This is a genomic window from Nocardia anaemiae NBRC 100462, assembly GCF_001612725.1.
Classification (GTDB): Bacteria; Actinomycetota; Actinomycetes; order Mycobacteriales; family Mycobacteriaceae; genus Nocardia; species Nocardia anaemiae.
On record NZ_BDAZ01000012.1, the window covers coordinates 97008 to 123437 of the forward strand.

At 64.3% G+C, this 26430-nt stretch carries 29 protein-coding genes and 4 tRNA genes; 26 read left to right on the forward strand and 7 right to left on the reverse strand.

The window, feature by feature from the left end; translation table 11 throughout:
• Positions 1 to 27: 27 nt before the first annotated feature.
• Positions 28 to 510 carry a DUF3592 domain-containing protein gene (locus NA5_RS08695; RefSeq protein ID WP_062984011.1) on the reverse strand — a complete coding sequence of 161 codons (483 nt, stop codon included), beginning with the start codon at positions 508 to 510 and terminating at the stop codon, positions 28 to 30.
• 40 nt (positions 511 to 550) lie between these two features.
• Between NA5_RS08695 and NA5_RS08700 the strand changes: the two genes are divergently transcribed.
• On the forward strand, positions 551 to 1057 hold the full coding sequence (locus NA5_RS08700) for a DUF2505 domain-containing protein (RefSeq protein ID WP_062983786.1): 507 nt from the start codon (positions 551 to 553) through the stop codon (positions 1055 to 1057).
• Positions 1058 to 1105: 48 nt separating this feature from the next.
• Here the strand turns inward: NA5_RS08700 and NA5_RS08705 are convergent, their stop codons facing one another.
• The 3 genes from NA5_RS08705 to NA5_RS08715 form a co-directional block, all read right to left on the reverse strand.
• Positions 1106 to 1543 carry a VOC family protein gene (locus NA5_RS08705; protein ID WP_062983788.1) on the reverse strand — a complete coding sequence of 146 codons (438 nt, stop codon included), beginning with the start codon at positions 1541 to 1543 and terminating at the stop codon, positions 1106 to 1108.
• A 71-nt stretch (positions 1544 to 1614) separates the two neighbouring features.
• Entirely contained in the window at positions 1615 to 2028 is a 414-nt protein-coding gene (locus tag NA5_RS08710) for a helix-turn-helix transcriptional regulator (protein WP_062983790.1), read from the reverse strand.
• Between the two features lies 1 nt (position 2029).
• Positions 2030 to 3310, reverse strand: a complete 1281-nt coding sequence (locus NA5_RS08715) for a geranylgeranyl reductase family protein (RefSeq protein WP_062983792.1) — start codon at positions 3308 to 3310, stop codon at positions 2030 to 2032.
• A 194-nt stretch (positions 3311 to 3504) separates the two neighbouring features.
• Between NA5_RS08715 and NA5_RS08720 the strand changes: the two genes are divergently transcribed.
• Positions 3505 to 4527: a polyprenyl synthetase family protein gene (locus NA5_RS08720; RefSeq protein WP_062983794.1), complete on the forward strand. Its 1023-nt coding sequence runs from the start codon at positions 3505 to 3507 to the stop codon at positions 4525 to 4527.
• A gap of 99 nt (positions 4528 to 4626) precedes the next feature.
• Positions 4627 to 5502: a zinc metalloprotease HtpX gene (htpX, locus tag NA5_RS08725; protein ID WP_062983795.1), complete on the forward strand. Its 876-nt coding sequence runs from the start codon at positions 4627 to 4629 to the stop codon at positions 5500 to 5502.
• On the opposite strand, the gene NA5_RS08730 is transcribed toward htpX, so the two are convergent.
• On the reverse strand, positions 5496 to 5990 hold the full coding sequence (locus NA5_RS08730; RefSeq protein ID WP_062983797.1) for a MarR family transcriptional regulator: 495 nt from the start codon (positions 5988 to 5990) through the stop codon (positions 5496 to 5498). The two genes, htpX and NA5_RS08730, sit on opposite strands and share 7 nt — an antisense overlap.
• A 125-nt stretch (positions 5991 to 6115) precedes the next feature.
• Here NA5_RS08730 and NA5_RS08735 point away from each other — a divergent pair, with 125 nt between their 5' ends.
• The gene (locus NA5_RS08735; protein WP_062983800.1) at positions 6116 to 6577 is read left to right on the forward strand and encodes a hemerythrin domain-containing protein; all 462 of its coding nucleotides are present in this window, start codon (positions 6116 to 6118) and stop codon (positions 6575 to 6577) included.
• Between the two features lie 55 nt (positions 6578 to 6632).
• On the opposite strand, the gene NA5_RS08740 is transcribed toward NA5_RS08735, so the two are convergent.
• Positions 6633 to 6715, reverse strand: a tRNA-Tyr gene (locus tag NA5_RS08740).
• A gap of 168 nt (positions 6716 to 6883) precedes the next feature.
• On the opposite strand from NA5_RS08740, the gene NA5_RS08745 reads away from it, so the two are divergent.
• The 11 genes from NA5_RS08745 (at position 6884) to NA5_RS08795 (ending at position 13079) form a co-directional block, all read left to right on the forward strand.
• Entirely contained in the window at positions 6884 to 7375 is a 492-nt protein-coding gene (locus NA5_RS08745) for a YajQ family cyclic di-GMP-binding protein (protein WP_062983802.1), read from the forward strand.
• Positions 7376 to 7517: 142 nt separating this feature from the next.
• Positions 7518 to 7590, forward strand: a tRNA-Thr gene (locus NA5_RS08750).
• A 74-nt stretch (positions 7591 to 7664) separates the two neighbouring features.
• Positions 7665 to 7740: transfer RNA gene (locus NA5_RS08755), tRNA-Met, on the forward strand.
• Positions 7741 to 7783: 43 nt separating this feature from the next.
• Positions 7784 to 7954, forward strand: coding sequence for a 50S ribosomal protein L33 (gene rpmG / locus NA5_RS08760; RefSeq protein ID WP_011211653.1), 171 nt, complete (start codon positions 7784 to 7786; stop codon positions 7952 to 7954).
• Between the two features lie 344 nt (positions 7955 to 8298).
• A complete protein-coding gene (locus NA5_RS08765; RefSeq protein ID WP_062984013.1) occupies positions 8299 to 9363 on the forward strand; it encodes a fused (3R)-hydroxyacyl-ACP dehydratase subunits HadA/HadB in 1065 nt (354 codons plus the stop codon).
• Between the two features lie 231 nt (positions 9364 to 9594).
• Positions 9595 to 9667, forward strand: a tRNA-Trp gene (locus tag NA5_RS08770).
• A gap of 106 nt (positions 9668 to 9773) precedes the next feature.
• The gene (gene secE / locus NA5_RS08775; RefSeq protein ID WP_062983805.1) at positions 9774 to 10157 is read left to right on the forward strand and encodes a preprotein translocase subunit SecE; all 384 of its coding nucleotides are present in this window, start codon (positions 9774 to 9776) and stop codon (positions 10155 to 10157) included.
• Between the two features lie 108 nt (positions 10158 to 10265).
• On the forward strand, positions 10266 to 11045 hold the full coding sequence (gene nusG / locus NA5_RS08780) for a transcription termination/antitermination protein NusG (RefSeq protein WP_062983807.1): 780 nt from the start codon (positions 10266 to 10268) through the stop codon (positions 11043 to 11045).
• Positions 11046 to 11153: 108 nt separating this feature from the next.
• Positions 11154 to 11588: a 50S ribosomal protein L11 gene (gene rplK, locus NA5_RS08785; protein WP_062983809.1), complete on the forward strand. Its 435-nt coding sequence runs from the start codon at positions 11154 to 11156 to the stop codon at positions 11586 to 11588.
• 77 nt (positions 11589 to 11665) lie between these two features.
• Positions 11666 to 12379 carry a 50S ribosomal protein L1 gene (gene rplA, locus NA5_RS08790; RefSeq protein WP_040696013.1) on the forward strand — a complete coding sequence of 238 codons (714 nt, stop codon included), beginning with the start codon at positions 11666 to 11668 and terminating at the stop codon, positions 12377 to 12379.
• Between the two features lie 166 nt (positions 12380 to 12545).
• Positions 12546 to 13079: an NADPH-dependent FMN reductase gene (locus tag NA5_RS08795; RefSeq protein WP_062983811.1), complete on the forward strand. Its 534-nt coding sequence runs from the start codon at positions 12546 to 12548 to the stop codon at positions 13077 to 13079.
• Positions 13080 to 13144: 65 nt separating this feature from the next.
• Here NA5_RS08795 and NA5_RS08800 read toward each other — a convergent pair whose 3' ends face one another.
• The gene (locus NA5_RS08800; RefSeq protein ID WP_245672152.1) at positions 13145 to 14743 is read right to left on the reverse strand and encodes an MFS transporter; all 1599 of its coding nucleotides are present in this window, start codon (positions 14741 to 14743) and stop codon (positions 13145 to 13147) included.
• A gap of 430 nt (positions 14744 to 15173) precedes the next feature.
• Here NA5_RS08800 and rplJ point away from each other — a divergent pair, with 430 nt between their 5' ends.
• The 11 genes from rplJ (at position 15174) to NA5_RS08855 (ending at position 26418) form a co-directional block, all read left to right on the forward strand.
• Positions 15174 to 15713, forward strand: coding sequence for a 50S ribosomal protein L10 (gene rplJ / locus NA5_RS08805; RefSeq protein ID WP_062983815.1), 540 nt, complete (start codon positions 15174 to 15176; stop codon positions 15711 to 15713).
• Positions 15714 to 15781: 68 nt separating this feature from the next.
• On the forward strand, positions 15782 to 16162 hold the full coding sequence (gene rplL / locus NA5_RS08810; protein ID WP_062983816.1) for a 50S ribosomal protein L7/L12: 381 nt from the start codon (positions 15782 to 15784) through the stop codon (positions 16160 to 16162).
• Between the two features lie 242 nt (positions 16163 to 16404).
• Complete coding sequence (locus tag NA5_RS08815; protein ID WP_174555213.1) at positions 16405 to 17481, forward strand: ABC transporter ATP-binding protein; 1077 nt, start codon at positions 16405 to 16407, stop codon at positions 17479 to 17481.
• 98 nt (positions 17482 to 17579) lie between these two features.
• A complete protein-coding gene (locus NA5_RS08820; RefSeq protein WP_245672163.1) occupies positions 17580 to 18287 on the forward strand; it encodes an MlaE family ABC transporter permease in 708 nt (235 codons plus the stop codon).
• A gap of 105 nt (positions 18288 to 18392) precedes the next feature.
• Positions 18393 to 19157, forward strand: a complete 765-nt coding sequence (locus NA5_RS08825) for an ABC transporter permease (RefSeq protein WP_245672164.1) — start codon at positions 18393 to 18395, stop codon at positions 19155 to 19157.
• Positions 19158 to 19188: 31 nt separating this feature from the next.
• Positions 19189 to 20541, forward strand: a complete 1353-nt coding sequence (locus NA5_RS08830; RefSeq protein ID WP_157110294.1) for an MCE family protein — start codon at positions 19189 to 19191, stop codon at positions 20539 to 20541.
• Between the two features lie 8 nt (positions 20542 to 20549).
• Positions 20550 to 21617: an MCE family protein gene (locus NA5_RS08835; RefSeq protein ID WP_062984015.1), complete on the forward strand. Its 1068-nt coding sequence runs from the start codon at positions 20550 to 20552 to the stop codon at positions 21615 to 21617.
• Positions 21617 to 22627, forward strand: a complete 1011-nt coding sequence (locus tag NA5_RS08840; protein ID WP_062983821.1) for an MCE family protein — start codon at positions 21617 to 21619, stop codon at positions 22625 to 22627. Before NA5_RS08835 ends, NA5_RS08840 begins: the two co-directional genes overlap by 1 nt.
• Before the next feature lies 1 nt (position 22628).
• Positions 22629 to 23903: an MCE family protein gene (locus NA5_RS08845; RefSeq protein WP_062983823.1), complete on the forward strand. Its 1275-nt coding sequence runs from the start codon at positions 22629 to 22631 to the stop codon at positions 23901 to 23903.
• A gap of 62 nt (positions 23904 to 23965) precedes the next feature.
• The gene (locus NA5_RS08850; protein WP_062983825.1) at positions 23966 to 25180 is read left to right on the forward strand and encodes an MCE family protein; all 1215 of its coding nucleotides are present in this window, start codon (positions 23966 to 23968) and stop codon (positions 25178 to 25180) included.
• Positions 25177 to 26418, forward strand: coding sequence for an MCE family protein (locus tag NA5_RS08855; RefSeq protein WP_062983827.1), 1242 nt, complete (start codon positions 25177 to 25179; stop codon positions 26416 to 26418). Before NA5_RS08850 ends, NA5_RS08855 begins: the two co-directional genes overlap by 4 nt.
• Positions 26419 to 26430: the final 12 nt, after the last annotated feature.

The following is a 26430-nucleotide window of genomic DNA, read 5'->3' on the forward strand; positions in this document are numbered from 1 at the left end:
TCCGGCGAACTGTCGGGGCTGGCCGCCTCAGGCGGCACCGGCCGCCGCGCGCGGTCCGTTCACCGGACCAGGCGTGCGGCGTTGTGCCCGCAGCAGCAGCCACAGCGTGGGCAGCGTGACCACCCACACCACCAGAATCACCGACAGCGCGGGCTGAATCGCGACCCGCACGTCACGTCCGGCCACCCGGACCAGATCCGGATCCTTGCGGCTGTACTCCACATTGATCCGCTCACCCGCGGTGAGGTTGGTCGGATACAGCACCCCGACCTTCGGATTGTGCGTCTTCCCGTCCGGTGTGACATAGATGACCGCCGAACGCAGCCGCCCGGCCGAGAGCACCTCGGCCGAGGTCACGCCCTTGTCGGAGCTGATCAGATAGTCGTTGCGCCAGGCGGCGAGCACCAGCAGCACGACGAGGGCGCTGAGGAAGACGGCCGCTGTCAGTACCCCGATCTTGGCCCGCCGCAGGCGGTTCGAACGCCTTTCAGACTGGCTGGTTTCCGACACCACAACAGGCTACTTGCCGCCTCCGATACCGTGTGCGCCCATGTCCCGAAAATTCAGCTTCACCGTGCCCTACGCCGTCCCGGTCGAAGATCTTCACCGGGCACTCACCACCGATGACGTCTGGCAGTCCCGGTTCGCCGGTGCGCAGACCGCCACACTCGAACTTTCGCATCCGGAGGGTGCGGGCACCATTCGCATTCATATGACCGAAAAGGCAAGCGATGACAAGGTTCCCGGCATCGTGAGCAAGGTACTCAAGAGCGAATTGGTGCTCTCGCGCACCGACAACTGGCAGGCATTGGACGGCGAAATCGCCAAGGGCACCTTCGCGGGCGTCACCGGCGGCATCAACAGCGAAATGTCGGGCACTTACGAGCTGCGTCCGACCGCCGAGGGGTCCGAGATCGAGGTGGTCGGCACCGTGCAGGTGAAGGTTCCGCTGGTCGGGGGTGCCATCGAGCCGCTCGCCGAGCAGTTGCACCACCGGGTGCTCAAGAGCGAGCGCAAACATATCGAGGCGTGGTTCGCCGGGCAGGCGAGCGCCTGATCTGTTCCGAATGCCCCGGCGAAAGCCGGGGCGGATCGGGCGCGTCGGCTATCCGGCGAAATCCTCCGGGCTGAATTCCTTGGGCTCCACCAGCACCAGCCAGTTGCCGGAGTTGTCCCGGATGATCGCCTCGGTGCCGTAGGGGCGTTCGGCGGGCGGCTGGATGAACTCCACACCCTTGGCGGTCAATTCCTCGAAGGTCTTCTGGCAATCGTCGGTCTTCAGGCCGAGCGCGCCGTGGGTGCCATTGGCCAGGGCCCTGCGGATGGCATCGGCGAGATTCTCATCCAACGGCGGTCCCGGAATCATCAGGGTGATCTCGAGTTCAGGATGATCGGGATGTGCCACGCTGACCCAGCGGAATCCGTTGTCGCCCATCGTCACATCGGTGCGCTCGACGAACCCCAGCTTCTCGGTGTACCACTGCTTGGCCGCGTCCTGGTCGGTGACGTACACGGTGACCAGCGAGACATTCGTAATAGTCATGCCCAAAGGCTAGGAAACGCGCCGACCCGGGCGCTTCTCCGAAATTGCTGAGCCGTGCGAACAGTTGCGCCTCAATCGCGCGGCTTGCGATCCGAGAGCCGGTGCATGAACACATAACAGCCGGGAATCCGCGGCGCGCCATCCGCGAATTTGGCCTGATACTCCGAGGGGGTCACTCCGACGAGCTGGCGAAACTTACTGCTGAACGACCCGAGACTGCTGTACCCGACCAGCATGCAGACCTCGGTCACGGTGAGGTTGGTGGCCCGCAGATAATCCTGCGCCCGCTCGATCCGTCGCTCGGCCAGATACGCCGCGGGCGTCACGCCGTACACCGCCGCGAAAGCGCGCAGGAAGTGATACTTCGAAACCCCTGCGGCAGCGGCCAATTCGTCCAGATTCAACGGCTCGGCGTAGTTGCGATCCGCGAGATCCCGCGCCCGCCGCAGATGCGGAAGTAGGTAGAGCGCGGGCAGACCGGTCATCTCAGGTGAAGGGGGCGAGTTCGTCGAATCGGTAGGACGCCCGGCCCGCGGCCCGCCAGGCCCTGGCCGTCAGATCCAGATCCTCATCGGTGACCAGATTGCCCATCACCCGAACCGCGGTGCGCTGCAGATATTTCGACCGCATCACCGGCGGCCCGCCCATCGGCACCATCCGCGGGTGTGTCGCCAGACCGGCGATCCGCCGCGCCACCGAGAACGTCCGCCCGTACCTGGCCCGCAAGAGCTCCGGCCACACCTTCGTGAGGTCCGGTTCGTCCAGCAGTTCGGCGAGCATGTGCCCGCCCTCCAGTCCGTAATCGATGCCCTCGCCGTTGAGCGGATTCACACAGCCCGCGGCGTCGCCGATCAGCACCCAATTGCGGCCCGCGACATTCGATACCGCCCCGCCCATCGGCAGCAGCGCGGAGGCGACCGCCCGCAGCGAACCCTCGAACCGCCACTCCTCGCGACGCAACGAGGTGTAGTGCTCCAGCAGCGGTTTCAGCGCGATATGCGAGGGTCGCTTCTCGGTGGCCAACGAGCCGACGCCGATATTCACCTCGCCATTGCCCAGCGGGAACACCCAGCCGTAGCCGGGCACCAACTCGCCATCGGCATTGCGCAGCTCCAGATGCGAAGTGATCCACTGGTCGTCGCTGCGCGCGGACTTGATGTAGGCGCGGGCCGCGGTGCCATAGGCGTACTGCCGATGCCAGGTGCGACCGAGCAATTTGCCGATCGGGGAGCGCACACCGTCGGCGACGACGAGAGTCTTGCATCCGATCGAATGGGACCCCTGCGCGGTCTTCACCGTCACACCGGTGACGCGATCACCGTCGCGGATGACATCGATCACTTTCGTGCCATCCAGCATCCTGGCCCCGGACTTGACGGCTGTCTCACGCAGCTTGTCGTCGAGTTCGGTTCGGGGAACGGCACTTCCATACGTCGGGAAGGAACCGCCCGGCCACGGCAGCAGGGCCTCGCGACCGAAACCCGTCATGCGCAAGCCGTGGTTCACGGTGTGCGCACGCAGCCAATCGCCGAGCCCTAGGTGCTCCAATTCGGCGGTCGCGCGCGGAGTGAGTCCATCGCCGCAGGTCTTGTCACGTGGGAAGACGGCGGAATCGAGGAGCAGGACATCGCGACCCGCCCGCGCGGCCCAAGCGGCGGCCGCCGATCCGGCCGGACCGGCACCGACCACGAGCACTTCGGTCTGTGTGGGAATCGCGCTCTGCGTCTCCCCGTCCCCGTCCGCGGGGGTGGCATCCGGTGAACCCATGCGCTCAATACTCGCAGGAGCATTCGGTTCGTGTCGATGGAGCCCGCCCGCGACGCAGACCATGCGGTCGATGCGGTCGGAAAACAATGTGGAAAAGTGTCTGATACACCGCATAGTGACGGTGTTCATGGGCCGCGCGGCGGGGACACGCTAGGTTCTCTACCGTGGGGTCGGACGCATCGCTGGGAGAAGAGATGAGCACATCGGCTGTGAGTGATGAGAGCACGGTGGTGGCCGGAGTCGATCTCGGTGATACCGAGCTCGCGGAGACCGTGCGCAATGGCCTCATCGATGTCGAACAACTCCTGATCGACGAGCTGTCCGACGGCGAGCTGTTCCTACAGGAGGCGGCGCTGCATCTGGCCAAGGCCGGGGGCAAGCGATTCCGCCCGCTGTTCACCATCCTCACCGGCCAGCTCGGTCCGCGCCCCACCGATCCGGCGCTGATCACGGCGGGCACCGTGGTCGAGCTGGTGCATCTGGCGACTCTCTACCACGACGACGTCATGGACGAGGCCCCCATGCGCCGTGGCGCCCCGAGCGTGAATTCGCGCTGGGGCAACAGCATCGCCATCCTCGCCGGTGACTATCTCTTCGCGCACGCGTCCCGGCTCACCTCGACCCTGGGCCCGGATGCCGTGCGGATCATCGCCGAAACCTTCGCCGAACTGGTCACCGGTCAGATGCGCGAAACCATGGGCGCGCGCGAATCCCAGGATCCGGTCGAGCACTACCTGCGCGTGGTCTGGGAGAAGACCGGCTCGCTGATCGCCGCCGCCGGACGCTTCGGCGGCACCTTCTCCGGCGCCGGCGCCGAACACGTGGAGCGGCTGGCTCGCCTCGGCGATGCGGTCGGCACCGCCTTCCAGATCTCCGACGACATCATCGATATCTCCTCGGCCGCCGAACAATCCGGCAAAACGCCGGGCACCGACCTGCGCGAGGGCGTGCACACCCTGCCGGTGCTGTACGCGCTGCGCGATGAGGGCGCCGAGGGTGACCGCCTGCGCAAACTGCTCGCGCATCCGCTGCAGACCGACGACGAGGTCGAGGAGGCGCTGTCGCTGCTCGCCCACTCGCGAGGCATGGTGCTCGCCAAGGAAAAGTTGCAGGGCTACGCCGATATCGCGCACGCCGAACTCTCCGCGCTGCCGTCGGGCCCGGCCAACGACGCACTGGAGCGCCTGGTCCGCTACACCATCGAACGCGTCGGCTAGGTGGCACCGAGCTCACATCTCGATCAGGAACCTTCGCTCCGCCCTTGGCGTTGACCTGGTGTAATGCCTTGTATGGCCTGAATACGCGGAGAGGCGGACATGCACGGGTATGCGAATGGGCTGAAGACGTTCGGGCTCATGGTCGGGCTCTCGGCCTTGATCGTGTTCGCCGGGGCGATGTTCCGCAGCCCGATGATTCTCTTCCTGGCGATCCTGATCGCGGTCGGCATGAATGCCTACGCCTACTTCTACAGCGACAAGATCGCGCTCAAGGCCATGCACGCGCAGCCGGTCAGTGAGCTGGAGGCGCCGGTCATCTATCGCATCGTGCGTGAGCTCGCGACCACCGCGCGTCAGCCGATGCCGCGGCTCTATATCAGTCCTACCAACGCCCCCAACGCCTTCGCCACCGGCCGCAATCCGCGCCATGCCGCGGTCTGTTGCACCAGCGGCATCCTGCAGCTCCTCGACGAGCGCGAACTGCGTGCCGTACTCGGCCACGAGCTATCGCACGTCTACAACCGCGACATACTGATCTCCTCGATCGCGGGCGCACTGGCCGCGGTCATCTCCGGCCTGGCCAACCTGGCCTTCTTCGCCTCGATGTTCGGCGGCAACCGCAATGGCGACGGCCCCAATATCCTCGGCGTGATCCTGGTGACGCTGCTCGGCCCGATCGCCGCGTCCCTGGTCAGATTGGCCGTCTCCCGCTCCCGCGAATATCAAGCCGACCAGTCCGGCGCCGAGCTGACCGGTGACCCGCTCGCCTTGGCCTCGGCGCTGCGCAAGCTGGAGCGCGGTGTACAGGCCGCCCCGCTGCCGCCTGAGCCGCAGCTGACAGCTCAGTCGCACCTGATGATCGCCAACCCGTTCCGGGCCGGTGAGCGTGCGGCGCGCCTGTTCTCCACCCACCCGCCGATGGCCGAGCGCATCGCCCGCCTGGAGGAAATGGCGGGCGGTCCCCGCAACTACTGATCGGCGCGCTGGTCTGGACGCCCTCGATCGTGTTCGGCCGCGAGTTCCTGTTCGTAGGCCCGTAGCGTCTCCACGAACATTCGCCGCTGCTCGGCATTCAACGGCTCGAGCACCTTCCGCCACGCCCGCGCGCTGCCACCGAGCCATGCGTTGACCGACTTCTCGTGCGCCCCCGCGATCGCGACGATGGTGCGACGGCGATCCGCCGCATCCGAGCGCCGCTCCAGTACCCCTTGACGGCTCAGATCACCCACCATCAGGCTCACCGTCGTCGGCGCGACTTCCAGCCGCGCGGCCAGTTCGTTCACCGTCATCGGTCCCTCGAACACCAGATTCGCCAGCAGTGACAGATGCCGCGGTGCGAGCGAAAACGATTGCAACTCTTCGGGAACGCGCATCTTCTTGGCCCGCCCTACCAGCCGCGGCATGAGCAGCAGCAGACTCCGGATGCTCTCGTCGACGCCACTGCCGCGCGCACCCGTTGACATCGCTCACACCTCCAAATAGTCTTTGCTTACAAAATATATTTGCTTGCAAAGCAAAATCTGATCTCTATGGCAAGGCTAGTACCAGCGGTCGCCGGTTCGACCGGCGATCCGGAAGGGCGCAGGACATGACGGATGCACAGGCGACCCCGCGCGCGGCCGCCATCGGTGACCATCTGCGGGACGTGCACGAGCAATTGCGGCGCGACCTGGCGACGGTTCGCACGCAACTCGATCAACTCCGGGAGGGCGGTGAAATCCCAAGTCTGCCAAAGGATCTGCGCAGCCACTGTGTCGCCTTCTGCGGCGCGCTGCATGAGCACCACACCAACGAGGACGGCGTCTTTCCGGCATTGGCCCGCCAGCATCCCGAATTGGCCCCGGTGGTCGAGCGGCTCCAGCGTGAGCACGATGTCGTCGCCGCGGCACTCACCGATTTGCAGCAGCTGCTCAACAGTGCCGATCCCGTGCGATTGCGTGTCGAATTCGATCGTCTCGCAAATGAATTGGAAACCCATTTCAGCTACGAAGAGGACGAACTCGTTGCGACCCTGAATGCGACCGACCCGGCCACACTTCGACAGCGATAAATGCTCGCAGAAACGAGGAACCCCCGCCGATCATGATGATCGTCGGGGGTTTCGGTGGCAGGTGTAGGATTCGAACCTACGTAGGCTTTCACCGACAGATTTACAGTCTGCTCCCATTGGCCGCTCGGGCAACCTGCCGTCGCGCTTTCCGGCGCGCAGAGCAGCTTACAACGAACCCGCACCCAGAATGCAAACCGGCTGGCCATCGGCCATGCGGCGGGACTACGGTCACGCTCCGGGGTAGAACTGACGGTGACCGGAACAACCGGTTACAAACCCGTTGGACCGCCAGGACAGGAGCGAAGTGTGGCCGATTCGTCTTTCGATGTTGTCAGCAAGGTCGACCGTCAGGAGGTCGACAACGCGCTGCATCAGGCGGAGAAGGAGCTGAACACCCGCTACGACTTCCGTGGCACCGGCGCGAGTATCGAATGGTCCGGTGAGGACAAGATCGTGCTCAGTGCCGAGGCCGAGGAGCGGGTCAAGGCGGCGCTCGAGGTGTTCAAGGAAAAGCTGATCCGCCGCGATATCTCGCTCAAGGCCTTCGATGCCGGTGAGCCCGCGGCCTCCGGCAAGACCTACAAAATCACCGGCACGCTGGTGCAGGGCATCGACACCGAACATGCGAAGAAGATTTCCAAGAAGATCCGCGACGAGGGCCCCAAGGGAGTGAAGGCGCAGATCCAGGGCGACGAATTACGCGTCTCCAGTAAGAAGCGCGACGATCTGCAGGCAGTGATCGCATTGCTGAAGGGTGAGGACTTCGGCATAGCGCTGCAGTTCGTCAATTACCGGTAGGCGTGCTGGCGCCCGCCGATGTGTGGTCGCAAAAACCGCCCTGACCACCCGGTTTGGAGGTGCGACCGGTGAGTGTGTAACCTCGTTCAAGACTTCGCCGCGCCGGAGTCCTGAGCGTAGGTCACGGTGCGGAGCTAGTCATGCCCCCTTAGCTCAGTCGGCAGAGCGTTTCCATGGTAAGGAAAAGGTCAACGGTTCGATTCCGTTAGGGGGCTCGCCGGATTGCCGGTGGTGACCGACTCGGCATCTCCAAGGTTGGGCGCGGCATCACCGAGCAATGCGACCCCGTGGCGGTGTAGCTCAGTCGGTAGAGCAAACGACTCATAATCGTTGTGTCGCCGGTTCAAGTCCGGCCATCGCTACCAAAGACCGATCAGACCATCTGGTTGACCCGAAAGAAGGAATATCGTGGCCGCGAAGTCCACCGATGTCCGGCCAAAGATCACCTTGGCCTGCGAGCAGTGCAAGCACCGCAACTACATCACCAAGAAGAACCGGCGCAACGACCCGGATCGGCTGGAGCTGAAGAAGTTCTGCCCGAACTGCGGTACCCACCGGGCGCACCGCGAATCCCGCTAGTCCACCACGCGTGCCGCTGCCGCGTTGATTGGCTTCCGGGTTCGCCTCGGATTATCGGGTCGTGACACTTGCGAGGGCCGGACATATGTCCGGCCCTGACGTGTTTCACGGCTCGAGTGCGGTGGGCGTTGCGAGCGAAGCGAGTAACCGATCGGCACAGCCGCCAAGCGGACACGACGGAGCCGAGCGCTAGCGAGGCGCAGTCCTGCGAGTGAGCGAAGCGAGAGAGCCATAAGCACAGCCGCCAAGCGGGCACGACGGAGCCGAGCGCTAGCGAGGCGCAGTCGTGAACGCTCCGTCGACTCCGGGGCTCGGGGTCAGATAGGTACAGTCCTCCCGTGACAATCAACACCGGTACAGACGAAGCGGTCGCAACGGACGAAGAACTCGACGCCGCAGCGCATGCCGCGGCGATGGTCGGTCATCACTACCGCGTCGACGACTACTACGAGGTCGGCCGCGAGAAGGTGCGCGAATACGCCCGCGCCGTGCAGGACTACCATCCCGTGCACTGGGATGAAGACGCCGCGCAGGAGTACGGCTACGACAGCCTGCTCGCCCCGCTCACCTTCATCTCCCTGGTCGGAATTCTGGCCCAGCGCAAACTCTTCGAGCAGATCGTCACCGGCTACGACCTGAGCCAGATCATGCAGACCGATCAGATCCTGGAATTCCACCGGCCCATCAAGGTCGGCGACCAGCTGGTCTGCGATGTCTACCTGCACTCGTTCCGGCAGGCCTTCGGCGGCGACATCATCGTCACCAAGAACATCGTCACCGCGCAGAACGAGGTGGTGCTCACCACCTACACCACGCTGATCGGGCGCAGCGGCGGCGATATCGATCCGAACCTGCAGGGCGCGGTCCGCAATGTGCTCATGCACGGTATCGGCGAGGACGCTCCGAGCCACCATCCGCGCACCCCGGACGCCGCCGGTGCGTCCACGGTGCCGGTGGCCGCGGCGCCCGCGATCACGCCGAGCAAGCACGCGCTCGAGTTCGCGGATATCGCCGTCGGCGACGAGCTGCCCGCGCGCACCGTCCGGCTGACCCGCGGCGATCTGGTGAACTACGCCGGTGTCTCCGGCGACGCGAATCCGATCCACTGGAGTGACGAGGTCGTCAAGCTGGTCGGTCTGGACAATGTGGTCGCGCACGGCATGCTCACCATGGGCCTCGGCGGCGGGTTCGTCACCTCCTGGCTCGGCGATCCCGGTGCGGTCAAGGAGTACAACGTCCGCTTCACCAGTCCGGTCTACGTCGGCTCCGAGGAGCCTGCGGAGGTCGAGTTCACGGGTAAGGTGAAGTCGGTGGATCCGGAGACCCGGACCGCGGTCGTCGCCATTGTGGCGAAGTCGGCGGGAAGGAAGATCTTCGGACGCGCCACCGCGACGGTCCAACTGGCCTGACCTGGTCGAGCGACCCTGATTGGCATATGCCGCAGGCGGTAACGTACACTCAGATTTCTGGGGTCACCAGCCGCTGCGCGCTGCTCTGCAAGGGCTGGTTCCAGGTGAGTCCGCAAGGATTCGCCGACGGGGCCGGCAACTGCCGGAGTGGCGCGCGTGTTGTGTGACACCAGATAGCAGTACGACAACTGAACACAGAACAGTGGTTGGACAGCTGGATCGTCCAACCGAAGGGGCGTAGCTCAACTGGCAGAGCAGCGGTCTCCAAAACCGCAGGTTGCAGGTTCAAGTCCTGTCGCCCCTGCCCTGGATGCCAGCGACGAAAGGATCGACGTGAGCGAGCGTAGCGAGCGAGCCATTGGCACAGCGCGCATCGCGCACGGCGGCGCCGAGCGAAGCGAGGTGACGGCGTGAGCGACGAGCGGGATAATCGCCGCGGCGCGCATGCCGAGGACGACGACACCGCCGCGGTGGCTCGGCCGAGCGGTAAGCGGTCCGCGCGGCGCAGTCGCAATGCCGATTCGGGCTCGATCGCCACGATCGATCGGCCCACGTTGGGCAAGGCAGCCAAGAAAACCGATCGGGCCGAGCGCAAAAAGACGGGTAACCCGTTCAAGCGTTTGATCAAGTTCCTGCGCGAAGTAGTCGCGGAACTGCGCAAGGTGATCTGGCCCAACCGGAAGCAGATGGTCACCTATACGAGCGTTGTTCTGGTGTTCGTGATCTTCATGGTCGCGTTCATCAGCGGGTTGGATCTGGCGTTCATCAAGGGTGTCAACTGGCTGTTCGGCTAGCTGATCGCCGCCGACGCCGGTAGCCGACCCCGGGGGCGGCGCGTTACACAGCGCGCCCGGCCCGGTACGCAAAGGATGTACGTGACGACACAGGAAGCGAGTGCCCCAGTGAGCACCCCGGAGAACGACACAACCGACGAGTTCCCGGTCGACGACGCGGTGCAGACCGTCGAGGAGTCCGCGGGCGTCGAGGAAGCTGTTGTCGACGAATCCGACGCCGCTGACGCCGAAGTTGTCGAGGCCGCTCCTGTCGATGCCGAACCCGCCGACCCGGTCGCCGAGATGAAGGCCGCCCTGCGGCGCGCCCCCGGTGATTGGTATGTAATCCACTCGTACGCCGGTTACGAGAACAAGGTGAAGGCCAACCTCGAGACCCGCGTGCAGAACCTGGACCTCGAGGATTACATCTTCCAGGTCGAGGTGCCGACCGAAGAGGTCACCGAGATCAAGAACGGCCAGCGCAAGCATGTCAACCGCAAGGTGCTGCCCGGCTACATCCTGGTCCGGATGGAACTCAACGACGAATCGTGGGGCGCGGTGCGCAACACCCCCGGTGTCACCGGTTTCGTCGGCGCCACCTCGCGGCCGTCGCCGCTTTCCATCGATGATGTGGTGAAGTTCCTGGTCCCGGCCGCGCAGCAGCAGAAGAAGCCCGCTGCCGAGGCCGCCGCCGCGGCTTCGACCTCCGCCGATATCGCGCCCAAGCCGGTCATCGAGGTCGACTTCGAGGTCGGCGAGTCGGTGACCGTGATGGACGGCCCGTTCGCGACGCTGCCCGCCAGCATCTCCGAGGTCAATGCCGAGCAGCAGAAGCTCAAGGTGCTCGTGTCGATCTTCGGTCGCGAGACTCCGGTCGAACTGGCGTTCACCCAGGTCGCGAAGATCTAGTTCCGCGGTTTCGGCTCCGGCCGGGATCGCGGGATGAATCGGCCCGGCGCACGGGTTGATTCACCAGGCTTGCAAAGAGCAAGGACACCAAAACCCTAGGAAAGAAAGATGCCCCCCAAGAAGAAGAAGCTCGCCGGGATCATCAAGCTTCAGATCCAGGCCGGCCAGGCGAACCCGGCCCCTCCGGTCGGCCCCGCGCTCGGTCAGCACGGCGTCAACATCATGGAGTTCTGCAAGGCGTACAACGCCGCGACCGAGTCGCAGCGTGGCAACGTCATTCCGGTCGAGATCTCGGTGTACGAGGACCGGTCCTTCGACTTCAAGCTGAAGACCCCGCCCGCCGCCAAGCTGCTGCTCAAGGCCGCCGGTGTGCAGAAGGGCTCGGCCGAGCCGCACAAGACCAAGGTCGCGAAGGTCACCATGGACCAGGTCCGGGAGATCGCCAAGACCAAGCAGGAAGATCTGAACGCCAAGGACATCGACCAGGCGGCCAAGATCATCGCGGGCACCGCACGTTCGATGGGCATCACCGTCGAGGCGTGAGCCGCGGCTCGCAATCCCGGTGGGAGGGTCGGCCAGACCCGATAACCACTTCTGAACCACATTAAGGACAGACAATCATGGCAAAACGAAGCAAGGCGTATCTCGCCGCGGCCGAGAAGGTCGATCGCACTCAGCTCTACTCCCCGCTGGCCGCCGCGCGTCTGGCGAAGGAGACCGCCACCACCAAGACCGACGCGACCGTCGAGGTCGCCGTTCGTCTCGGTGTGGATCCCCGCAAGGCCGACCAGATGGTCCGCGGCACGGTCAACCTGCCGCACGGCACCGGTAAGACCGCCCGCGTCATCGTGTTCGCGGCCGGTGAGAAGGCCGCCGAGGCCGAGGCCGCCGGTGCGGACGCCGTCGGCGCCGAGGATCTGATCGAGCGGATCCAGGGCGGCTGGCTGGACTTCGACGCCGCGATCGCCACCCCGGACCAGATGGCCAAGGTCGGCCGGATCGCGCGTGTCCTCGGCCCTCGCGGCCTGATGCCGAACCCGAAGACGGGCACGGTCACCAACGATGTGACCAAGGCCGTCAACGACATCAAGGGCGGCAAGATCAACTTCCGCGTCGACAAGCAGGCCAACCTGCACTTCGTCATCGGTAAGGCGTCCTTCGACGATGCCAAGCTGGTGGAGAACTACGGCGCCGCGCTGGACGAGATCCTGCGTGCCAAGCCGTCGACCGCGAAGGGCCGCTACGTCAAGAAGGTGACGGTTTCGACGAACACCGGACCGGGCATCCCGGTGGACCCGAACCGCACCCGCAACCTCCTCGAAGAGGATGCGTAAGTAGCACGCCAGCTCCTCGGAAGCTGAACACTGCAGGGGCGGGAACGCGAATCGCGTTCCCGTCCTTTGTGCTTTTCGGACCGGATCATGCGCACTGGGAACTGCTGACATCGATTCCGAAAGTTCGCGCCGGACTATTCGACTTGTCGCCGACGTTGCCCCTCAGGTGACCGCTGTTCTGCTCATCTCCGGAAGCACTCGCGGTGCTTCGACCAATACCGCCGCATTGCGCACCGTGGCGGCGATCGCGCCGGAGGGTATCGAAACCTTCTGGTACGAGGGGCTTGCCGAACTCCCCGCCTTCAATCCGGACGACGACGGGACCGCCCACCCCTCGGTTCACGCACTGCGCGAACACCTTTCCCGCGCCGACGCCGTCCTGCTCTGCACTCCCGAATATGCGGGCACCCTTCCCGGCAGCTTCAAGAACCTGCTCGATTGGACCGTCGGCACCGCCGACCTCTATGAAAAGCCGACCGCCTTCCTCAATGTCGCCGCTCAGGGCCGCGGGGAGGGTGCGGCCGCGACCCTGACAACGGTTCTGGGTTACGTCGGCGCGGTGGTCGACCCGGCGAACTGCCCCCGCCTACCCGTTGCACGCGATGCCGTAGACACCAACGGCCTGGTCACTACCCCCGAATTCCGCACCGGCGCACTGGCAGCCCTCACCCTTCTGGCCCGCCAGGCCGCGCACGTCTGACCGCCGACGAGGCGAGTAAAAGGGTGGCTGCCGGAGCACATCCGAACCACCCTTCGACTCGACGGTCAGTCGGACTTGCGCCAGCCGAGGAGGATGGACTCACCCTCCTGTGCGCCCCAGGGGAGGAAGATGGCGACGATGAGGGCGCACACTACTACGGCGCCTGCGGCGACCAGTGATGCCGCGTGGGAGCCCTGTAGTGCTGCGGTTTTCATTGCGATGATGAGGTTTTCGCGCTGACTCTCGAAGAATGGCGCCAGCGGACGCTTGCGCATTTCGAGCACGCTGAGCGGACTTGCCTTCACCAGGCCCTTCTCGTTATCGCTCATCAGCCCCTTCGGCACCGCATCGATGCGTGCGCCGATGCGAGTCGTGTAGTACGAGGCCACAATCGAGCCGAGTACCGCGACGCCGAGGGTGCCGCCGATCTCGCGGGTGGTGTCGTTGACCGCCGACCCGGAGCCTGCTTCGTTCAGCGGCAGTGACGACATGATCGATTCGGTGGCCGGACCCTGCACGATGGCCAGGCCGAGCGCCATCGACACCATGGAGGGCAGCACGCCGATGACATAACTGCTGTCCACCGTGACCTGCCCGCCGAGATACAGCCCGAGCCCGGTGAGCAACAGCCCGAATACGATCACCGGCGTGGTGCCGATGCGGGTCGCCATGAGCGTCGCGATCGGTGCGCCGATCGCCACCGAGAACGCGAATGGCAATGAGGCGATACCGAATTCGAGCGGCGTGTACTCCCGTACCCCTTGAAAGTACTGAGTAATAAGGAACAGGAATCCGAACATCGAGAAGTAGCCGACGGCAATCGCCAAGGCGGGCATGGAGAATCGGCGATTGCGGAACAGTCGCATATCGAGAATCGGTGCACTGGTACGCAATTCCCAGGTGATGAAGGCCGCGAGCAGTGCGGCGCCGAGTGCGCCGACACCAAGTGTGGTGGTGGAAAGCCAGCCGTAGCGCGGCGCTTCGATAATGGCCCACACCAGCGCGGTGATGCCGATGACCGACAGCCCGATGCCCGGCAGATCGAGTCGCCCCACCTGGGCGGATCGCGATTCTGGCACCCAGATCAGGGTGGCGGCCAAGGCGATGACCGCCACCGGCACATTGATCCAGAAGACCGAATGCCAGGAAAAGTGTTCCAGCAGCCAGCCGCCCGAGATCGGGCCGATCGCGATGGCGAATCCCGCCATGGCCGTCCATGCTGCGATTGCCAGTGCGCGCTCGCGCTTATCGGTGAAGATATTGATGATCAATGCCAAGGTCGCGGGGAAGACGGCCGCGGCGAAGATGCCCATGGCGGCGCGGGCGGCGATGACACTGCCCATGGATTCCGACAGCGCACCGCCGATCGACATGACGGCCACGCCGACCAGGCCGAGCATCATCACGCGGCGGCGTCCGTAGCGGTCGCCGAGATTGCCGAAGGCCAGCAACAATCCGGCGAAGGTCAGGGTGTATGCATCGACGACCCATTGCAGGCCGCTGACGCCGGTGGCCAATTCCACTCCGATGGAGGGCAGGGCCACATTCACGATGGTGTTGTCGAGGACGACCAGCAGCTCCGCCAGACAGATGACGGCAAGAGCGAGGAAGCGCCTGGTGCGTCGTTCCAGCAACATCGGTGGATCGACTATGGAGGTTGCCATAGTTCAGTAGTCAAACAGTAACTGTCACTCTTGGTAACACCTTATGGCGGCGACGTCCGACACATCTGAGGTCCAATTGTGAGTCGCGCCACAACAATTCAGGCGCGAAAGGGTTCCCGTTCAGGACCGTTTTGGCAGATGAGGGTGGGCTCGGCTACGCTGGACCGAAGTAATCGACGAGTTCGATGACTACCCAATCCGTTCTACCGAAGACCGTTGGTCGCCGCGCCCATTCGGGTGTGGTCGAAGGTCCGGCATCGAGCCGGCGGCCCACGCAGGGAGGACCGAGGCTGGGAATTGACCCGGGTTATATCTGGGTCGATCACCTACTGCGCCCCGGAACGTTCTGCGTTCGGGGCGTTTGCTTTATCGCTGGCCCCTGGTACTCGGCAGTTCGAATACGAACCGACATCCAGAGAGGAGGCGAAGTATGGCAAAACCCGAGAAGGTCACCGCGGTCGAAGAGATCACGGAGCAGTTCAAGAGCTCGTCGGCCACCGTCATCACGGAATACCGTGGTCTGTCGGTCGGTAAGCTCACCGATCTGCGTCGCGCGCTCGGCGAAGGCGCTACCTACTCCGTCGCCAAGAACACCCTGGTCAAGCGGGCGGCCGCGGAAGCGGGCGTCGTTGGCCTTGACGACTTGTTCGTCGGACCCACCGCCATCGCCTTCATCAAGGGCGAGCCGGTCGACGCGGCGAAGGCCATCAAGACCTTCGCCAAGGAGAACAAGGCGCTCATCATCAAGGGCGGGTACATGGACGGCGCCGCGCTGTCCGTTGCCGAGGTCGAGAAGATCGCCGACCTGGAGTCCCGCGAGGTGCTGCTGGCCAAACTGGCCGGCGCGATGAAGGGCAACCTGGCGAAGGCAGCCGGACTGTTCAACGCTCCCGCTTCGCAGGTGGCCCGCCTGGCCGCCGCGCTGCAGGAGAAGAAGCAGGCCGAAGAGGGCGGCTCGGCCGCCGAGTAAACACCCCATCCGGGTGACTCGCGTGCGGCTCGCCCACATAGACAATCAACTACCGAAAGGAAACAACAATGGCCAACGTTGACGAACTGCTCGAGACCTTCGGCAACATGACCCTGCTCGAGCTGTCGGACTTCGTCAAGAAGTTCGAGGAGAAGTTCGAGGTCACCGCGGCTGCTCCGGTCGCCGTCGCCGCCGTCGGTGGCGCTGCCGCTCCGGCCGAGGCCGCCGAGGAGCAGGACGAGTTCGATGTCATCCTCGAGGGTGCGGGCGACAAGAAGATCCAGGTCATCAAGGTGGTCCGTGAGATCGTCTCGGGCCTGGGCCTGAAGGAAGCCAAGGACCTCGTCGAGAGCGCCCCGAAGCCGATCCTGGAGAAGGTTGCCAAGGAGGCCGCCGAGGCTGCCAAGGCGAAGCTGGAAGAGGCCGGCGCCAAGGTCTCGGTCAAGTAATTCGCGAGTAACTCGCCGGAACGGGCGGTCCCCATTGGGGGCCGCCCGTTTGCATTCTCGCGACGCGTGCGACGGTATTGCGATTATTGCGAGTGATCCGGGGTTACTCTTCGGTCAGGTTAGGGTGTGCCGCGTCATGCTGATGGGATACAGTGACCGCACCCACTGTGACGCGACACACCGTGATACCGAATAGCGCGGTTCGCCGGTGGGTGGCTCGCTGAGAATTTGTGGAGGTTGGCGTGGGCGTCGAGGTCAGGACCGAGGGTGTTACCAAATCCTTCGGTTCACAGCGTATTTGGCAGGATGTCTCTCTGACGCTGCCCTCGGGTGAGGTCAGCGCGCTGCTCGGCCCCTCGGGTACCGGTAAATCCGTCTTTCTGAAGTCGCTGATCGGTCTGCTGCGTCCGGAGCGCGGTTCGATCTTCATCGACGGCACCGATATCACCACCTGTTCCAATAAGGAGCTCTACGAAATCCGCAAGCTGTTCGGTGTGCTGTTCCAGGACGGCGCGCTGTTCGGCTCGATGAACCTGTTCGACAACGTGGCGTTCCCGTTGCGCGAGCACACCAAGAAGTCCGAGTCCGACATCAAGAAGATCGTGATGGAGAAGCTCGAGCTGACCGGTCTGCTCGGTGCGGAGGGCAAGCTGCCCGGTGAGATCTCCGGTGGTATGCGCAAGCGCGCCGGTCTGGCCCGGGCGCTGGTGCTGGATCCGCAGATCATCCTCGTCGACGAGCCCGACTCCGGTCTGGACCCGGTCCGCACCTCCTACCTGTCGCAGCTGTTGATCGACATCAACGCCCAGATCGACGCGACGATCCTGATCGTGACCCACAACATCAACCTGGCCCGCACGGTGCCCGACAACATCGGCATGCTGTTCCGTCGCTCGCTGGTGATGTTCGGTCCGCGTGAGGTGCTGCTGACCTCGGAGGAGCCGGTGGTCAAGCAGTTCCTCAACGGTCGCATGATCGGTCCGATCGGTATGTCGGAGGAGAAGGACGAGGCGCAGATGGCGCGCGAGCAGGCCCTCGTCGACGCCGGGCACCATCACGGTGGCGCGGAAGAGGTCGAGGGCATCATTCCGCAGATGCGGGCCACTCCGGGTATGCCGGTGCGCCAGGCCGTGATTCGCCGTCAGGCGCGCGTCCGCGAAATCATGCACACCCTGCCGCATGCGGCCCAGGTGGCTATTCGTGAGTCACTTGCGGAGAGCGACGACACGCAGGTGATGGCGTACCAGAATGGGGACCTGGGCGGATATCAGGGTGGGTCATTCGACACTACCGTGCGCCACAACACAACTAACGGGTAACATCTGCGATCGTGAATTCCACCCTGGCGCGATTGCGGACTCCAGTAGAGTCGGGGTTTGGCCAGGCCGGGAACATCTTTGCGCTGCTCATCGACGTTATGCGCAAGACGTTCAAACGGCCTTTCCAGTTGCGCGAATTCATCGAGCAGTCGTGGTTCATCGCGAGTGTCTCGATCTTGCCCAGCGCACTGGTCGCCATCCCGTTCGGTGCGGTTGTCGCGCTGCAGACCGGCTCTTTGATCAAACAACTAGGCGCCGAATCATTTACCGGCGCAACCAGTGTGCTGGCTACCGTCCAGCAGGCCGCTCCCGTTGTCACCGCGTTGATCATCGCGGGCGCGGCCGGCTCGGCGGTTGCCGCCGACCTCGGCTCGCGCACCATCCGTGAGGAGATCGATGCGCTCGAGGTGCTCGGCGTCGATCCGGTGCAGAAGCTGGTGGTACCGCGCGTACTCGGCATGATGCTGGTCGCGCTGCTGCTCAACGGTCTGGTGTCGGTGGTCGGCATCGCGGGCGGCTACTTCTTCAACGTGCTGCTCCAGGGCGGAACACCGGGCGCCTACCTCGCTTCGTTCTCCGCACTGGCCCAGCTGCCGGACCTGTGGATCGGCGAGATCAAGGCCTTGGTATTCGGTCTGCTCGCAGGCGTGATCGCCGCGTACAAGGGGTTGCATCCCAAAGGGGGCCCGAAAGGAGTCGGAGACGCGGTGAACCAATCCGTGGTTATCACCTTCATGGTTCTGTTCTTTGTGAACTTGATCCTGACACTGGTGTATTTGCAGGTCGTCCCCGCCAAGGGCGCCTGACCCGTGGCCACCTCGTACCGTCCCCCGGCCCTGGCGAAATCCGCCCGCCGGGCCCGTGAGATCGCACGTGTGCCGGTCAACGTCATCGATCGCGCGGGCGATCAGATGTCGTTCTATTCCAAGGCCATCGCCTGGATTCCGCGCACCGCGGTGCATTACCGCAAGGAGGTCATGCGGCTGCTTGCCGAGGTGACCTTCGGCAGTGGTGCGCTTGCCGTCATCGGCGGCACCATCGGCGTCATCGTGTTCATGTCCGGTTCGGTCGGCGTCGTCGTCGGTCTGCAGGGCTTCAAGGCCTTGGATGCGCTCGGCAGTTCGGTGCTCACCGGCTTCCTCACCGCCTATATCAATACCCGTGAGATCGCGCCGCTGGTCGCCGCGCTCGCGCTATCGGCGACGGTGGGTTGTGGTTTCACCGCCCAATTGGGCGCGATGCGGATCTCCGAGGAGATCGACGCGCTCGAGGTGATGGCGGTGCCCGGTGTGCCGTTCCTGGTCACCACCCGGGTGATCGCGGGCTTCCTCGCGGTGATCCCGCTCTACATCGTGGGCCTGCTGGGCACATTCCTGGCGTCGCGAATGATCAGCATCTGGTTCAACGGACAATCCAGTGGTTCCTATGACCACTATTTCAGTCTGTTTCTACCGCCAGAAGACGTCTTGTATTCATTCGTGAAAGTGTTGGTCTTCGCATTCGTAATCATCATGGTGCATTGCTATTACGGCTTCAATGCCACCGGCGGACCGGCCGGTGTGGGTGTCGCGGTGGGTCGCGCGGTGCGCGCGGCGATCGTCCTCGTGAATGTGCTCGATTTCTTCCTGAGCCTCGCGATCTGGGGCACCACCACGACAGTGCGGGTTGCCGGATGAGCGAAATGCGAAGCGGCAGTGAGGTGCCGTCATGAGTAATAGCGTGCAGATGTGGCGCGCGACGGAGAAATTGCGTGTCCGGCTGCTCGGTGTCGCATTCTTCGTGGTCTGCGCACTATTTCTGGTCACGACGGTCGCGATCTACAACAAGGCGTTCGTCGACACCGTCCGGGTTGAATTGATCACCGACAGCGTGGGAAATGCGTTGACCCGCAATGCCGATGTGAAGGTGCGCGGCGTCAATGTCGGTGAGGTCAGATCCAGCCGGTCCGAGAGCGGCAAGGTGACCCTCGACCTCGCGATCGATCCCGGCAAGGCCGAGCAGATTCCGGTCAACGCGACGGCCCGGCTGCTGCCGAAGACGCTGTTCGGTGAGCGGTATGTGGATCTGGTCATCCCGGACGAGCCGAGTAAGCAGCATCTGACCGAGGGTGTAACCCTGCATCAGGACACCAGCGGCAATGCCATCGAGATCAGCAAGCTGCTCGACGATGTGCTGCCGCTGCTGCAGGCGATTCCGCCGCAGGATCTCGCATCGACGCTCGGTGCACTGTCCCAGGCATTGTCGGGTCAGGGTCTGGCGCTCGGTGAGTCGGTGGAGCAGTTGGATCACATCTTCCGCGAGGTCAACGGGGTCATGCCGGATCTGAAGCAGGATCTGGTGAGCTTCGCCGATGTGGCCGCCACCTACTCCGACGCGCTGCCGCAGTTGGTCGACGCATTCAACAACCTGCGCACCACCAACGCGACCATCGTGCAGCGTCGCCCGCAGATCGACACCCTGCTGGCCACGCTGAACCCGACCGCGGCCACCACCGCGGACTTCCTGATCGCCAACCGCGACAACATCATTGATGTGGCCGCCGATTCACGTCCCGCGCTGGAACAGCTGGCGACCTACTCGCCGAACTACGCCTGCGCACTGGCGAACTTCGCCAAGATGAAGCCGCGCATCGACCAGATCATGGGCATGGGCACCTCACGTCCCGGTTCGCGAGTCAGCATCGAGCTGACCAATACCCGCGGCAAGTACCTGCCCAACCAGGACGAGCCGCGATGGCTGGACACCCGCGGACCTTGGTGCGTGCCGGAATACCCGACGTTCACCGATCCGGGCCAGTACACCGGCGGACCGAACAATGACGGTTCCTATGCGGTGCCGAGCCGCAATCCGGGTGACCAGGACAGCGGAAAGCTGTCGGCGCCGCAGTTCGGCATGTACCCGGCCGCGAATGTGCCGACCACCGCCGGTTCACCGGCCGAGCAGCAGACGCTCGGCACGATCTACGGTGCGGCGAACGGTGTTTCGCCCGACCAGGTGCCCAGCTGGGTCACCCGGATCGGTGCACCCGCATTCCGTGGCAGCGAGGTGAGCGTGCGATGAAGGATACGATGCGCGGCCTCGGCGGGCCGCTGACCAAGCTCATCATCTTCGTCATCGTCACGCTGTTGGCGACGACGATCCTCGGGCTCTCGATCGCCAACTACACCGGTGGGGGCACGGCGTTCAAGGCGCGCTTCACCGATGTCACCTCGCTCAATCCCGGTGACGAGGTGCGCATCGCCGGTGTCCGGGTCGGCAAGGTGACCAGCGTCTCGATCGTGGACAAGCGCCAGGCCGAGGTCGGATTCGAATTGACCGACCGCGATTGGCTGCCCGCCTCCACGACGGCGACCATCAAGTACCGAAACCTGGTCGGCCAGCGCTATATCGCGCTCGAGCAGGGCACGGGGGAGCAGGGCCGCAAGCTCAACAAGGGCGCGACCATCGGGCTCGAGCACACCAGGCCAGCGTTGAACCTAACCACACTGTTCAACGGCTTCCGTCCGCTGTTCCAGACGCTGACCGCCGATGATGTGAACAAGCTGTCCTACGAGATCATCCAGGTCTTCCAGGGCGAGCAGGGCACCATCCACGATCTGGTGGCGACCACCGCGAATCTGACGAACAAGATCGCCGACAAGGATGCGGTCATCGGTGATCTGGTGAAGAACCTGACGGCGGTACTCAATGCCGTCAATGAGCGTGAGGGCCAGTTCGACCAGCTGATCGTCAATACCGAGGCGCTGGTCAGCGGACTTGCCGCAGAACGCGACACCATCGGCAGCTCGGTTACCTCGCTCGGCAATCTGGCCTCGGCCACGGCGGATCTGCTGGTGCCGACCCGCCCGACGCTGCAGGGTTCGATCGCCGGGCTCAGCCAGCTCACCGGCACCATCGACGAGCGCAAGGACGAAGTGAATACGGCGCTGACGAATCTGCCGATCAAGATGGAAAAGCTCGGCCGCGCCGGCAGTTACGGCTCCTGGTTCCAGTTCTATCTGTGCGGTATCGACATCGTGGTCGGACCCGGCGCGGTGGATGCGCCGCAGCTCAACCTCCCGGCCGGGCTGCCGACGGTCAACCAGCCGCTCTACACCAATGCCGCGCCGCGCTGCCAGGGGAAGGGTGGTCACTGATGGACGACCGGATCCTGCTCGGCAAGCGCAGCCCCGCGTTCATGGGTGTGCTCGGCGTCGCGATGGTGCTGCTCGTGACGGTCTCCGCGTTCTTCCTGGACCGGTTGCCGATCATCGGCGCTGGCACCAAGTACACCGCGCAGTTCTCGGAGGCCGCGGGCCTCAAGAAGGGCAATGAGGTTCGCATCGCGGGTGTGAAGGTCGGTTCGGTATCCGATGTTCGGCTCGACGGCAACAAGGTGCTCGTCGACTTCCGCACCCAGGACGCCTGGATCGGTAACGAGACCACCGCCTCCATCCAGATCAAGACCGTGCTGGGACAGAAATATCTGGCGCTGGATCCGAAGGGTTCCGACCCTGCCGATCCGAGCAAGGTGATTCCGTTGTCGCGCACGGTATCCCCGTACGACGTGGTGGACGCGTTCAGCGATGCGGCCAAGCAAATCGATCAGATCGACACCGCGCAGCTGGCCACCAGCATGCGGGTGCTCTCGGAGGCGTTCGAGACCACACCGCCGGAGATCCGCAATTCCATCGACGGTGTCGCCCGGCTCTCGGAAACCCTCGGCAAGCGCGATGAGGAGCTGAAGAAGCTGTTCGCGGCGACCAGGCAGACCACCGGTGTGCTCGCCGACCGCAATCAGCAGTTCGAGCGCCTGCTGGCCAACGGCGGACAGTTGTTGGCCGAGTTGAACATTCGTCAGCAGTCCATCGCGCAGCTGCTCACCGGAGCCAAGACGGTGTCGGCGGAGCTGAGCGCGCTGGTCGCCGATAACGAAAAGCAGATGGGTACGGCATTGACCAACCTCGAGGCCTCCATCGATCTGCTGAACGAGAACCAGCAGAACATTTCCAAGACGCTGGAACTCGCGGCGCCGTTCTACGGCCTCTACGCCAATGTGCTCGGTACCGGTCGCTGGTTCGACGCGGTGATCGTGAACCTGCTGCCGCCTGGTCTGCCGGAGATTCCGGGCGACCGTCCGCCGGTGCGCACCATGGGAGGTAACTGACATGGGGGTGAACTGGCCTCGTAAGGAGCCGCTCACCGCGATACGCACCTCGCGTCGCGGCACCAAGGCGACCATCGCGATCGGCGTGATCGCGGCGCTGGTCCTGGCGGGTGCCCTCTGGTGGCTGTTCGACCGGATGACCACGACGAAGATCACCGCGTACTTCGACCGTTCCGTCGGCATCTACGAGGGTTCGGATGTGCGCATCCTCGGCGTGCCGGTGGGCAAGGTGGATTCCGTCGAACCGCAGGGCGAGCAGGTCAAGGTGGTGATGAGCGTCGACCGCGGCTTCGACGTGCCCGCCGAGGCCAAGGCCGCGCAGATCACGCCGTCGATCGTGTCCGACCGCTACATCCAGCTGACCCCGGCCTACACCGGTGGACCGAAAATGGCACGCAACGCGACCATTCCGCGCGATCGCACGGTCACCCCGGTCGAGGTGGATCAGCTGTACAAGAGCATCACCGAACTCTCGGATGCGTTGGGCCCCAACGGCGCCAACGCCCAGGGCTCGGTGAACCAGCTGGTGCGCACCTCGGCCGCGAATCTGACGGGCAACGGAGAGGCCCTTGCCAACAGCATCACTCAGCTCTCGCGTGCGGCGCGGTACCTGGGTGATGCCCGCGGCGATATCTTCGACACCGTCAAGAATTTGCAGACCTTCGTCACCATGCTGGCCCAGAACGACCAGCAGGTGCGGCAATTCAATGCCCAGCTCGCGGATCTGTCGACCTTCCTCGCGGGGGAGCGTCAGGATCTCGGTGCGGCGCTGAACCTGCTTTCGGTCGCGCTCGGCGATGTCGCCCGATTCATCGATGAGAACCGGGACCTGGTCCAGCGCAATGCCCAGGGCCTGACCACGCTCACCGCGACGCTGGCCAAGCAGCGCGACGATCTGGCCGCGGCACTGCCGGTCCTGCCGCTGGCGCTGAGCAACCTGATCAATATCCACAATGCCGAGTCCGGCACCCTCGATATGCGGGCCAACTTCACCGATCTGCAGGATCCGTTCGGCGCGGTGTGCAAGATGCTGGATCTGAGCAAATTGATGCCGGGCGATCCGAAGTTCGAGGCCCTCGGCAAGCAGATGCGCCCGATTCTGGACCACTGCAAGGAAATCACCGACCAGATCACCGCCGGTGTCAAGACGCCGACGCTGAACCTGCCGTTCGGCATCCTCAGCAATGACAACCAGCAGCGTGACCCGGTACCGGGCACGGTTCCCGGCACCCCGTCCGATCAACTTCCGCCCTCGCAGGGAGGTGGCCAGCGATGAACACGCGAATCCGTTCCGCGGCACGTACTCTCCGCGCTGCGACTGCTCGCCGGTCGCTCGAAATGGTCAGCGCCGTGCTGGTGGTCGGCATGAGCACGGTCCTGGTGGCGTCGTGCTCGTCCGAGGGTATCTACGCGGTGCCGCTGCCCGGTGGCGCCGATGTCGGCGACCATCCGATGACCATTGATATCCGGTTCGACGATGTGCTCGATCTGGTGCCACAGTCGGCGATCAAGGTCGAGGGCGTTGCGGTCGGGCGTGTCGAGAAGATCGCCCTGGCACCGGATGGCTGGACCGCCAGTGTGCGCGCGCTGGTGAACTCCTCGGTCGACCTGCCCGCCAATGCGCGGGCCGAGGTGCGGCAGTCGAATCTGCTCGGCGAGAAGTTCATCGAACTGTCCAAGCCCGCCGAGGAACCGGACAGCAAAAAGCTCGCCAACGGTTCGGTCATACCGGCTGATCACACCCGGCACGCGACCGAGGTCGAGCAGGTGCTCGGTGCGCTGTCATTGCTGCTCAACGGTGGTGGCGTCGCGCAGTTGCAGCCGATCGTCACGGAGCTGAACAAGACCCTCGGCGGACGCGAGCAGCGGGTGCGTTCGCTGCTGGATCAGGCCAATACCCTGATCGGCGGGCTGAACGAGCAGGTCGACGACATCACCAAGGCCATCGACGGACTGGCCACGTTGAGCAATCGGGTGAGTACCCAGACCGATCAGATCAGCCACATCATCGATGAGCTGCCGCGGGGCATCAAGATTCTGGACGAGCAACGGCCGCAACTGATTTCGCTTCTGGCGCAGTTGGATCGGGTGGGCCAGGCCGGTTTCGACGTGTTGAACCACTCGAAGGACGATCTGATCAAGGATCTGACCTCGCTGCGTCCGACCCTGCAGGAACTCGGCAAGGCCGCACCGGATCTGGTGACCGCGCTGCCGCTGGTGCCGACCTATCCGTTCCCGGACTCGACACTGGAGGGCACCTTCGGTGGTCAGGTGAACACCTGGCTCTCGGTGGATCAGCAGATCGGTGTGACGCTGAGCAATCTCGGTGTCGGCAAGGGTGATCCGGTCTACATCCCGCCGCCCTACGGCCCCGAGGTGCCGGTGAACCCGACCAACCCGTACTACGGCGGCAATGGTCCTCGCCCGGGTTGGCCGACGGTGTCGCTGCTGCCGCTGCCGCCCAATATTCCTCGCTTCCCGGCCGGCCTGCCGCAGCTGCCGACCGATCCGCTCGGGGCGATTCTCGACCAGATCGGAGGTGGTCAGCGATGACCCGTCTGGTGCGCTACCAGCTGATCGCGTTCGCCCTGATCGCGGTGCTCGGCGTGGTTTACGTCGGTGCCAAATACGTCCGGCTCGAGCACATGCTCGGCATCGGCGAATACAAGGTGAAGGTCGACGCCAAACAGACCGGCGGCATCTACAAGGGCGCCGAGGTTACCTATCGCGGCGTTCCGGTCGGCCGGGTGGGCAGTCTCGAACTGACCGATTCGGGTGTGGCGATCGATCTGGTGCTCGATTCGAGTGCGCCGAAGGTTCCGGACTCGGCCAAGGCGGTGATCGCCAACCGCTCGGCCATCGGTGAGCAGTACGTCGATCTCCAGCCCGATGCCGACCACGGTCCGTATCTACGTGACGGCTCGGTGATCGCCACGGCGACCTTACCGATTTCGGTCGAGCAGTTGGTGACGAGCGTGGACACCTTCACCCGCTCGGTCGATCTGACCGCACTCAACACCACCGTTACCGAACTCGGCAAGGCATTCGACGGCAAGGGCGACGACCTCAAGGTCTTCATCGATTCTTTGAACAAATTCACCGCGACGTTCAACGACACCCTGCCGCAGACGATCCAGCTGATCCGGGACGGCCGGATCGCACTGGGCACCCAGGCCGAGCAGTCGGGCTACATCCGACAGTTCAGCCAGGGCCTCGACGAACTCACCGCTCAACTGCGTTCGAGCGATCCGGATATCCGGCGGCTGATCGGCACCGGCACCGATGCCGGTGAGCAGATCACCGCGCTGCTGAACGAGAGTGGCGGTGCGCTCACCGAGGATCTGACCAACCTGCGTCAGGTGCTGCTGTCCATCTCGCCGAAGTTCTACGCGCTGCGCCCGCTGCTGCAGATGCTGCCGCAGCTGTCCATCGGCGCGTCGTCCACCGCGCCCGGCGACGGCACCAGCCATTTCGGTCTGGTGCTGGAGACGAACAATCCGCCCGCCTGCACCCAGGGTTACGAGGGCACCAAGGCAATCCTCGACCAGATGAAGCGGGAGAACCCGGACTTCGACGACACCCGCGACGAATTCCCGTTCAACAAGGACGCGAAATGCACTGTGCCGTTCGGCAATCCGACCGCGGTGCGCGGCGGGCTGCGTGCCGACCTGGCGGATCCGAGCATCGCGCAGCCCTGGGATTCCAACCCCAAGACCGATCCCGAGAAGCTGAATCTGAACCCGATCGCCGTGCAGATGGCCACCCTGCTGGGGGTCACGCCCAAGCGGTGAGCAGGACCTATG